Origin of the sequence: Alteromonas sp. MmMcT2-2 (assembly GCF_022348305.1) — a bacterium.
Lineage (GTDB): Bacteria > Pseudomonadota > Gammaproteobacteria > Enterobacterales > Alteromonadaceae > Alteromonas > Alteromonas macleodii.
The window spans coordinates 1-8378 of the sequence record NZ_JAKRFA010000075.1; the positions used below are offsets into that span (position 1 = coordinate 1).

Sequence of the window (8378 nt, forward strand, 5' to 3'; positions counted from 1 at the left end):
AGCAATCACGCTAAATAACTGTGTATATGAGCCGTATACGAGGCCCGTATGTACGGTTCTGTGAGAGGGATGAGGCGGTGACGCCTCACCCTACTCGATGTTTGCATTTTAAACAAATGAACATATACTGTATAAATATCAGTATGGTTTATTTTGAGTCTTATCTTGGTTCGCTAAAAAGCGCAACGTTTAGGAGATAGTTATGCAAACAGGCATTAAAGCGGTTGATCAGCTTATTTCAAAACACGGCATTATGGCAGAATTCGGATCAGACACGTTTCAACGCCGTAGCCGCTTGACTGGGGGCGACGAGCGTGCAAATGGGTTGCCTTTCTGTATGTATCAAAAGGTGGTACATGCCCCTTTGTCTCATCAATTTACCGTGCATCACTTTTATATGCCGGGTAATAAGGGGAAATTAGCTAGCTTTTTGTTTAATGAAAAAGGGCAGTTAATTGAGCAGGTCTACTACCAGAAAGTTGCCCGCTGGGTGGAAGTGTGCAGAAAATTACAGCAGCTAGTACAAATGCCTACGTCTGATATTGATATGGCGGCGTAAAAAAACGGTAGCTGAAATACAGCTACCGCTTTGTGTTATGTAATACGTTTTATTAGTAACTCAATAAAAATTTAGTAAAAGCTCTTTCTAAATTCGATACCGAATACGCGAGGTTGGTTATCGATCGCAGTCAAGTTGTTAAAATCGATTGCTCCTCGAAGGTTTTCCTCATCAGTGATGTTTCGACCAAACAAAGCCACAGTGTATTCGTGATCAAAGTTTTCATAACCTAAACGAAGGCCACCTTCAAACTGACCGTCTGTTTGGAACTCAACAGCGTCGTATAGGAAGATGTTTGTCTCACCTTGCCAAGCCCAATCAGTAAATGCGAAGAACTCACCTGAATCGCCCATTGGGATTGAATACCTTGCTGTAAATACAAAAGTTTGCTCTGGCGCTTGAGGGAATGGGTTTCCATCAACAGCAGCAAAACCATCAACAAGCTCATCAGTCACAGTGCATTGACCAGAACCACAAGGCGCAACTAACAAGTTAGGATCATCTATTTCAGTATCGTTGAAGCTATAGCCTGCAGTTAACAAAATGTTATCTGTTGCAAGCCACTTAACGTCAAACTCAAAACCTTTGCCGGTGCCTCTATCAGCATTGATAAGCTGAGTTAGATTGTCAGTACCACCAATTGCAGTAAATTGCATGTCATCGATGCTGTAATAGTAAACTGCACCGTTGAAGCGTAGGGTGTCGTCAAGTAAATCGGCTTTAAAGCCAATTTCAAAAGAGTCCATAACCTCTGATTCAGCTACAGATGGTGCTGAGCCAAATGCTGCATCTCGGCCTTGAATTGAAGGGCCACGGAAACCGTGCGCGTAGCGAGCATAGACGCTTACTTCACTGTTCAGTTTGTGGTTAAGGCTTAAATCACCGCTAATGCGTTGGTCGTCAACCGTGATTGGGTCAAACGGTACAGACGCAGTGCCGTTAGTGTCAAAAAGCTTCTTCTCGTCGTCAGTATAACGGATACCAGCTACAAGCGTAGTCTCGTCGTTAAACTTGTATTCAGCTTGGCCGAATACCGCCCACAGTGAACTTTCGTGAGTAACTGTAGCGATGGTGAAACCTGGGTTGGTAGTTACGTCGAACTCAGATTCAAACAAGAAAATACCTGTTTGCCAAGTAAAGTCGCCTTTATCACTGCTTGCGAGTCGAATTTCTTGCGTAACCTGCTGAAGGTCATCAAGTAAGTCAGTGGTATCAGAGCCCAATGGAATAAAACCAGGGAACGATGTTACTGGCGTATCACCAACACCATCAAAGTCTGTATCTGCAAGGTAGTCAACAGAGGTGATACCGTCAGGCACGGCGGTTCCTTGAGGAACAATAGCACCACCATCGATGTCACCACGACTGCTTCCTTCAGCTTGCTCGTAAGACGTAATTGACGTTAGCGTCATTCCGCCGCTTAAGAAGAAATCTAGTGTTAATGAAAGGCCTTCGTTCGTATATTTTTGACGATTTCCAGCACCACCATCGTAATACACTTTATCGCGGTTGTAGTTTTGATTGAACTCGTTAGAGCCAGTAGTAAGTGCGTTGCCTCTAAAAATAGTAGACGTACCGTCAAGATCTCGGCCGTGAATAGAAAGTAGGGCAGTCATGTCGAAGCTAGTTGGCTCCCACAAAAGCTGGCCTCTCCAAGCTAGTTCTTCGTACTCACCTAGTGCGTCAGATTCGCCAGTGAAACCATTATCAATCCAGTTATCTCTGTTTTGAGAAAGTACAGAGAAACGACCTGATAATTCATCAGTAAGCCCGCCGCTAATTGCAGCTTCAGCGTTAAACGTACCTAAGTTACCTACGCTTACTTCAGTGAATGCTTCGAAGTCTTGAGTTGGCTTGTTCGAATCGAATTTCACAATACCCGCTGTGGTGTTACGACCGAAAAGCGTGCCTTGTGGGCCACGAAGTACTTCAACTTGTGATACGTCGAAAAGAGGGAAGCTTTTTAGGATTACGTTTTCTTTTACAACGCCATCCATCATGATTGCAACAGGCTGAGATGCTGCTAAGTCGAAGTCGGTGTTTCCAAGACCGCGAATGTAGAAACGCGGAGCAACACGACCATTAGATGATTCTGCATACAAACCAGGTACACGTGTGGCAAGCTCAAGAATGTCACCACCGCCTGAGAAAAGGCTTTCAAACTGCTCGCCGCTAAGCGTAGAGATTGAGATTGGCACTTCCTGAATTGACTGAGTACGCTTTTGCGCAGTAACGGTAATCTGTTCAAGTGAGGCTTCTTTTTTTTCTGTCGTCGCGGCCTCTTGTGCAAGAACTGAAGAGCTGAACGCAGCACTAACGGCTAACGCTAGTGTGGCGATTTTGTGTGTTCTCATGTTTCCACCAAGATGATTTTAAATTTATACTTTTGTAGTGTTTTTAGCACAAAAAATAACAATCTATGCTTGGCGCTGCATTTTACACAAACTTTTACATAAAAACTCCAAATTTGTGCAAACCAAGGTGTTTTTCATCGAAAATGCACAATATTAGTTAGATTGAATATAACTAAAAAGCCTGTGTGCACAGGCATGGAACATCAAACTTAATAGAGAGATATTTTTTGGTGCAAGTAGTCTACTAACCATCTAAATCAAATTAGCCTCGCTTGAATTTCGCTCGGTATTGAGAAGGTGATAAACCAGTCGTTTTTTTAAATAGTCGAGTGAACGAGCTAAGGTCTTCATAGCCAACAGCGCTAATCACGCTCTCTAACGGCATACTAGAGGTTTCTAAGAGCTTTCTCGCGTGCTCAATGCGCAGCGACTGTAAATACTGACCTGGTGTAATATCACACGCGTTTTTAAATCGGCGTATAAGTGTGCGTTCCGTCATATTATGCCGTAGTGCTAATTCGCTTAGCGTGCATTTATTTTGTACGTTCTTTTCCAGAAAAGACTGTACCGCTTTAATGTCCTTGTCTGAGTGAAATCGTCGCTGACGACTGCTGGCATAAATAGTTTGGCTTGTTCTGGACACATCCAAAACGTGGGATTTTGCCGTATCGCTCGCAATCTGATGACCACAGTAGCGTTCTATCAACAAGATAGATAAATCAATCCACGCCATGCCGCCGCCTGCACAAAACACCGTATCATCTTCAGTAACCATTTTCTCGGGTTGTAAGTTTACGGTAGGGTACATGGCCTTAAATTTATCTGCATATCCCCAATGCGTAGTGGCAATTTTATTGTCCAATAATTCAGATTGGGCCAAAAGGAAAGTACCGGTGCAATTGGCGGCAATGTCGGCCCCCATTTTCTGCAGACGCCTTATGTGTACAAGCAGAGGCGCTGTGCTTTCTAGCACTTCATCAATATCGCCACCAATGGTGGGAATTAACAAGACATCAGTGTGTGAGACTTCTTCGATGGCGATATTGGGCTGTAGAACAACTTGATTAGAGCAAAGAATAGGCTGCCCATGGTGACTGGCCAACTGTACTTTAAACTGAGGGTTGGTTGGTAAGTTGTGTATTCGCTGCCAACTAATACCTGCGAAAGCAAATACATCGAGGGCTCCTGTAATGGCAGATGCCAAGGCTTGGTTAAAGCCGATTACGGTAACGGTGAACTTCGTGTTATTCATAAAAATAATTCGAGTTATAAAATAAGATAAAACTCAGTGATTGTTGGCGTGATTGACCATTATTGTGTCATTAATGACAATGATGGCACGATAACGAATATGACACAATGTGTTAACAAGTTTTCGTAGAGGACAGGACACCATGGCCGATCAACTTATTCCCCGCCGTGAAATGCAATTTCAGCTGTACGAAGTATTAAACACCGCAGCCTTATGTGAAAAAGCTCGCTTCGAAGAGCACAATGTAGAAACCTTCAACGCTGTTATTGATATGGCCGAGAAGATGGCAGAAGAGTTATTTCTTCCTCATAATGCCGTTGCTGATAAAAACGAGCCTACATTCGATGGCACTAAAGTCTCTATGATTGACGACGTAAAAGTGGCCTTCGATACTTATAGAGAATCGGGCTTTATCGCGGGTCACTTCGATTTTGAAGATGGCGGCATGCAGCTTCCTGTTACCGTGATGAATGCCTGCGCGGGCTATTTTTTAGCGGCAAACCCATCGTCAACCGCTTACCCTTTCTTAACTGCGGCGGCCGCTAATGTCATTAAACACTTTGCCTCCGAAGATATCAAAAGTGCGTTTCTATCAAAAATGCTAGCGGGTGACTTTACTGGCACCATGGCACTTACCGAGCCCCATGCCGGTTCGTCACTTGCTGATATTCGTACATCAGCAAGGCCGCAAGATGATGGTACGTACCGAATCAAAGGCAGCAAGATTTATATATCAGGTGGTGAGCATGAGCTTTCTGACAACATCGTACATTTGGTGTTGGCGAAAATTCCAGGTGGTCCAGCTGGTGTAAAAGGCATCTCCTTGTTTGCTGTACCTAAATACCGTCTCGACGCTGAGGGCAACCCAGATGTGCGCAACGATGTAACCCTTGCTGGTCTTATCCATAAAATGGGCTACCGAGGTACAACTTCAACCGCACTGACCTTTGGCGAAAATGGTGACTGCCACGGCTACCTGATTGGCGAGCCGCACCAGGGTTTGCGCTACATGTTCATGATGATGAACGAAGCACGCATTGGCGTGGGCTATGGTGCTGCCATGATAGGGTATCGCGGGTACCGTTACTCACTAGAATACGCAAAAGATCGTACCCAAGGTCGCGCTGCGCCTAATCTTGCGCCAGAAGACGAGCCTACACCTATTATCAATCACGGTGACGTGCGACGTATGTTGCTAGCGCAAAAGGCCTACTGTGAAGGCGGTATGTCCCTCTGCTTGTACGGCAGCATGCTCATCGATGAGATGGAAACGGAAACAGACAGCAAAAAGCGTACCGAACTTTCTCAGCTTTTAGATCTTTTAACACCCGTGTTCAAAGCATGGCCTTCGGAGTTTGGCCCTAAAGCCAACGATTTGGCAATTCAAATTCTTGGTGGTGCGGGCTACACCCGTGAATATCCTGTTGAGCAGTGCTGGCGCGATAACCGCCTAAACCCAATTCACGAGGGTACAAATGGTATTCAGGCGTTAGACCTGCTAGGAAGAAAGTTATGGCAGCACGACGGCAAAGGTCTTCAAGTTCTGCTTTCTCGCGTTACAAGTGATATGAAGCGCGCAGAAACGCCAAGAGCAAAGGCGCTGGTTGCAAAATTAAAACCTTATCTAGATCAGCTTGGCGGTCTAATCCAACAAGCTGCGGCCGACCTGCGATCTGATAAACAGCCTGTTTTACTAACTAACGCGAGCTGCTTTTTAAATATCTTTTCAAGTTGTGTGGTTAGCTGGATTTGGCTACGCCAGGCAAATGTTGCCGAACAAACACTCGCTAACGGTGCAGGCGAGCAAGACGTTGACTTTTACGAAGGTAAGTTAGCTGCTGCTGAATACTTCTTAAATTGGGAATTACCGCTTGTCAGTCGCGATATTGAGGTACTTTCTTCACGCGAGGCGACGTGTAACAACGTGAAAGCGAGTTATTTTTAATCGTTCAAATCAAAGAGCATGCGCAGTGACCAAAATTAACGACGTTGCGCTTGTTCACTAAATAGGAGTACAGCTAATGAATGTAGCTGCAAATGTTGAAGGTAAACATATTCTTATTACTGGTGGCGGCTCGGGGATCGGCGCTGCATCGGCCCGCGTATTAAGTGCGCGTGGTGCAACAGTAGGCATTGCCGACTTAAACGAAGGTAATGCCAAAACATTGGCTGAAGAAATTGTTGCTGCAGGTGGCAAAGCCTATGCGGTGGCTGTGGATGTTACCGAATCGGCTCAGGTCAAAGCGATGTTCGACACGGCGCTTTCTCATAACGACAAGATTGACGTAATTATTAATAACGCGGGTATCGACCATTTTCCAGCTCCGCTAACTGAAGTCGATGATGCCATGTTTATGAAGAATATTCAGGTCAACTTAGCTGGCGTATGGTATTGCATGAAAAACGCCCTCAAGCATATGACGGCGACAGGCGGTGGCCACATCATCAATATTGCCTCTGTAGCTGGATTGCGCTCTGCGCCTATGATTAGCGCTTACAGCGCTTCCAAACATGGGGTAGTGGGGCTTACTAAATCGGCGGCGGTGGAATACGCAAGGGCGAACATTCGCATTAACGCTGTTTGTCCAAGCTTTGTCGATACTCCTATGGTGCAAGGCGTTTTATCAAAATTGGATGAAAGAGGCCAAAAAGGGCTTATTGGCGCCAATCCAATGAAGCGTTTGGGTAAACCAGAAGAGATTGCTAATGCCATTGCTTGGTTGTGTAGTGATGAGTCGTCATTCATGACGGGTCAGTCAGTAGTACTCGACGGTGGTATGTTGGCCTAGAGCAGGCACCGCAACAAGCGTTAATAAGAGAAATTAAGCACACAGCACTTTATCAGCAAGAATTAAGGATATGACAATGAAGAACCTTTTTGATTTAACAGGAAAAGTGGCACTGGTTACAGGTGCCAGTCGCGGTATCGGTGAGTCTATTGCCCGTTTGCTTGCCCAGTATGGCGCGCATGTAATTGTATCAAGCCGCAAAATTGACGGCTGTGAAGCCGTTGCTTCTTCAATTCGTGACGCAGGTGGTAAGGCGACAGCGCTAGCGTGTCATGTGGGTGAGATGGAGCAAATTACAGAAGCATTTAACGTCATTAAACGCGATTTTGGAAAACTGGATATTCTAGTAAACAACGCGGCAGCCAATCCTTACTTTGGGCATATCTTAGATACTGACCTTGGCGCCTACAATAAAACTGTAGACGTCAATATTCGTGGCTACTTCTTCATGTCAATTGAAGCTGGAAAAATGATGAAAGAGCAGGGTGGTGGCGTCATTCTCAACACGGCATCGGTAAATGGCGTAACACCAGGCGACATGCAGGGTATTTACTCTATTACGAAAGCTGCGGTCATCAGCATGACTAAGTCATTTGCAAAAGAGTGCGGTAGCTTGAACATTCGCGTAAACGCATTATTGCCAGGTTTAACCGATACTAAATTTGCGTCAGCGTTAACAACTAATGAGCAAATCCTGAAGCACGCACTTAAAGTTATTCCACTAGGTCGTGTCGCTGACCCAGATGAAATGGCGGGCACGGTATTGTATTTAGTATCAGACGCTTCAACCTACACGACCGGCACGACAGTGGTAGTAGATGGTGGTATGCTAGCGTAATTAGATACAGTTACGAGATACGACCATGCATATATGGGTTGACGCCGACGCGTGCCCTGCAGTGATCAAAGACATTCTTTTTAAGGCAGCCAGACGTACCAAGCTGCCTTTGTCTTTGGTGGCTAACCATTCCATGTCTGTTCCACCAGACAAGCACATAACCTTAACGCAAGTGCCGTCAGGCTTCGATGCTGCTGACGATTATATAGTAGAGAAGTGTGAAGCGGGTGACTTGGTGATTACCAATGACATTCCATTGGCCGCAGATGTACTGTCGAAAAATGCGCTAGCGTTGAATAATCGTGGTGAAGAATACGACAAGTCGTCTATCAAGCAGATACTGGGCATGCGTGATTTCATGGAAACCATGCGCTCAAGCGGCGAACACACAGGCGGTCCAAAAGCCTTCTCCCAACGTGACAAACAAAACTTTGCCAACGCACTAGACCGACTCCTCACCCAAGGCCTCCGCAACCTCAAATAAAACATTGGGGTCAGAGTCTGAGGGATCCCCACGAATTTAATTTCATATGCCTCCGGCCCAGGCTGCGTCAACTATGGAGCTGTACCATTTGAGTGCAGCTTT

Annotated in this window: 7 protein-coding genes; 5 read left to right on the forward strand and 2 right to left on the reverse strand. The window is 45.5% G+C overall.

What is annotated here, in order from left to right:
- The first annotated feature begins 202 nt into the window (after window positions 1-202).
- Window positions 203-559 (forward strand): hypothetical protein, encoded by a 357-nt coding sequence (locus tag MHM99_RS20180; RefSeq protein WP_049589166.1) that lies wholly within the window; start codon window positions 203-205, stop codon window positions 557-559.
- Window positions 560-630: 71 nt separating this feature from the next.
- Here MHM99_RS20180 and MHM99_RS20185 read toward each other — a convergent pair whose 3' ends face one another.
- Window positions 631-2913 (reverse strand): TonB-dependent receptor, encoded by a 2283-nt coding sequence (locus MHM99_RS20185; protein WP_049589165.1) that lies wholly within the window; start codon window positions 2911-2913, stop codon window positions 631-633.
- Between the two features lie 262 nt (window positions 2914-3175).
- Window positions 3176-4165 carry a helix-turn-helix domain-containing protein gene (locus MHM99_RS20190; RefSeq protein WP_049589163.1) on the reverse strand — a complete coding sequence of 330 codons (990 nt, stop codon included), beginning with the start codon at window positions 4163-4165 and terminating at the stop codon, window positions 3176-3178.
- Between the two features lie 142 nt (window positions 4166-4307).
- Here MHM99_RS20190 and MHM99_RS20195 point away from each other — a divergent pair, with 142 nt between their 5' ends.
- The 4 genes from MHM99_RS20195 to MHM99_RS20210 all read left to right on the forward strand — a co-directional run bounded on the left by MHM99_RS20195 (window position 4308) and on the right by MHM99_RS20210 (window position 8276).
- Window positions 4308-6110 (forward strand): acyl-CoA dehydrogenase, encoded by a 1803-nt coding sequence (locus MHM99_RS20195; RefSeq protein ID WP_049589161.1) that lies wholly within the window; start codon window positions 4308-4310, stop codon window positions 6108-6110.
- Window positions 6111-6186: 76 nt separating this feature from the next.
- Entirely contained in the window at window positions 6187-6954 is a 768-nt protein-coding gene (locus MHM99_RS20200) for an SDR family NAD(P)-dependent oxidoreductase (protein ID WP_049589159.1), read from the forward strand.
- A 76-nt stretch (window positions 6955-7030) separates the two neighbouring features.
- The gene (locus MHM99_RS20205; RefSeq protein WP_014949725.1) at window positions 7031-7792 is read left to right on the forward strand and encodes an SDR family oxidoreductase; all 762 of its coding nucleotides are present in this window, start codon (window positions 7031-7033) and stop codon (window positions 7790-7792) included.
- A 25-nt stretch (window positions 7793-7817) separates the two neighbouring features.
- Entirely contained in the window at window positions 7818-8276 is a 459-nt protein-coding gene (locus MHM99_RS20210; protein WP_049589157.1) for a YaiI/YqxD family protein, read from the forward strand.
- Window positions 8277-8378: the final 102 nt, after the last annotated feature.

Coding starts and splice junctions, on each gene's coding strand:
- MHM99_RS20200 (WP_049589159.1), top strand. CDS start 6,187: ATGAATGTAGCTGCAAATGTTGAAGGTAAACATATTCTTATTACTGGT.
- MHM99_RS20185 (WP_049589165.1), bottom strand. CDS start 2,913: ATGAGAACACACAAAATCGCCACACTAGCGTTAGCCGTTAGTGCTGCG.
- MHM99_RS20180 (WP_049589166.1), top strand. CDS start 203: ATGCAAACAGGCATTAAAGCGGTTGATCAGCTTATTTCAAAACACGGC.
- MHM99_RS20195 (WP_049589161.1), top strand. CDS start 4,308: ATGGCCGATCAACTTATTCCCCGCCGTGAAATGCAATTTCAGCTGTAC.
- MHM99_RS20210 (WP_049589157.1), top strand. CDS start 7,818: ATGCATATATGGGTTGACGCCGACGCGTGCCCTGCAGTGATCAAAGAC.
- MHM99_RS20205 (WP_014949725.1), top strand. CDS start 7,031: ATGAAGAACCTTTTTGATTTAACAGGAAAAGTGGCACTGGTTACAGGT.
- MHM99_RS20190 (WP_049589163.1), bottom strand. CDS start 4,165: ATGAATAACACGAAGTTCACCGTTACCGTAATCGGCTTTAACCAAGCC.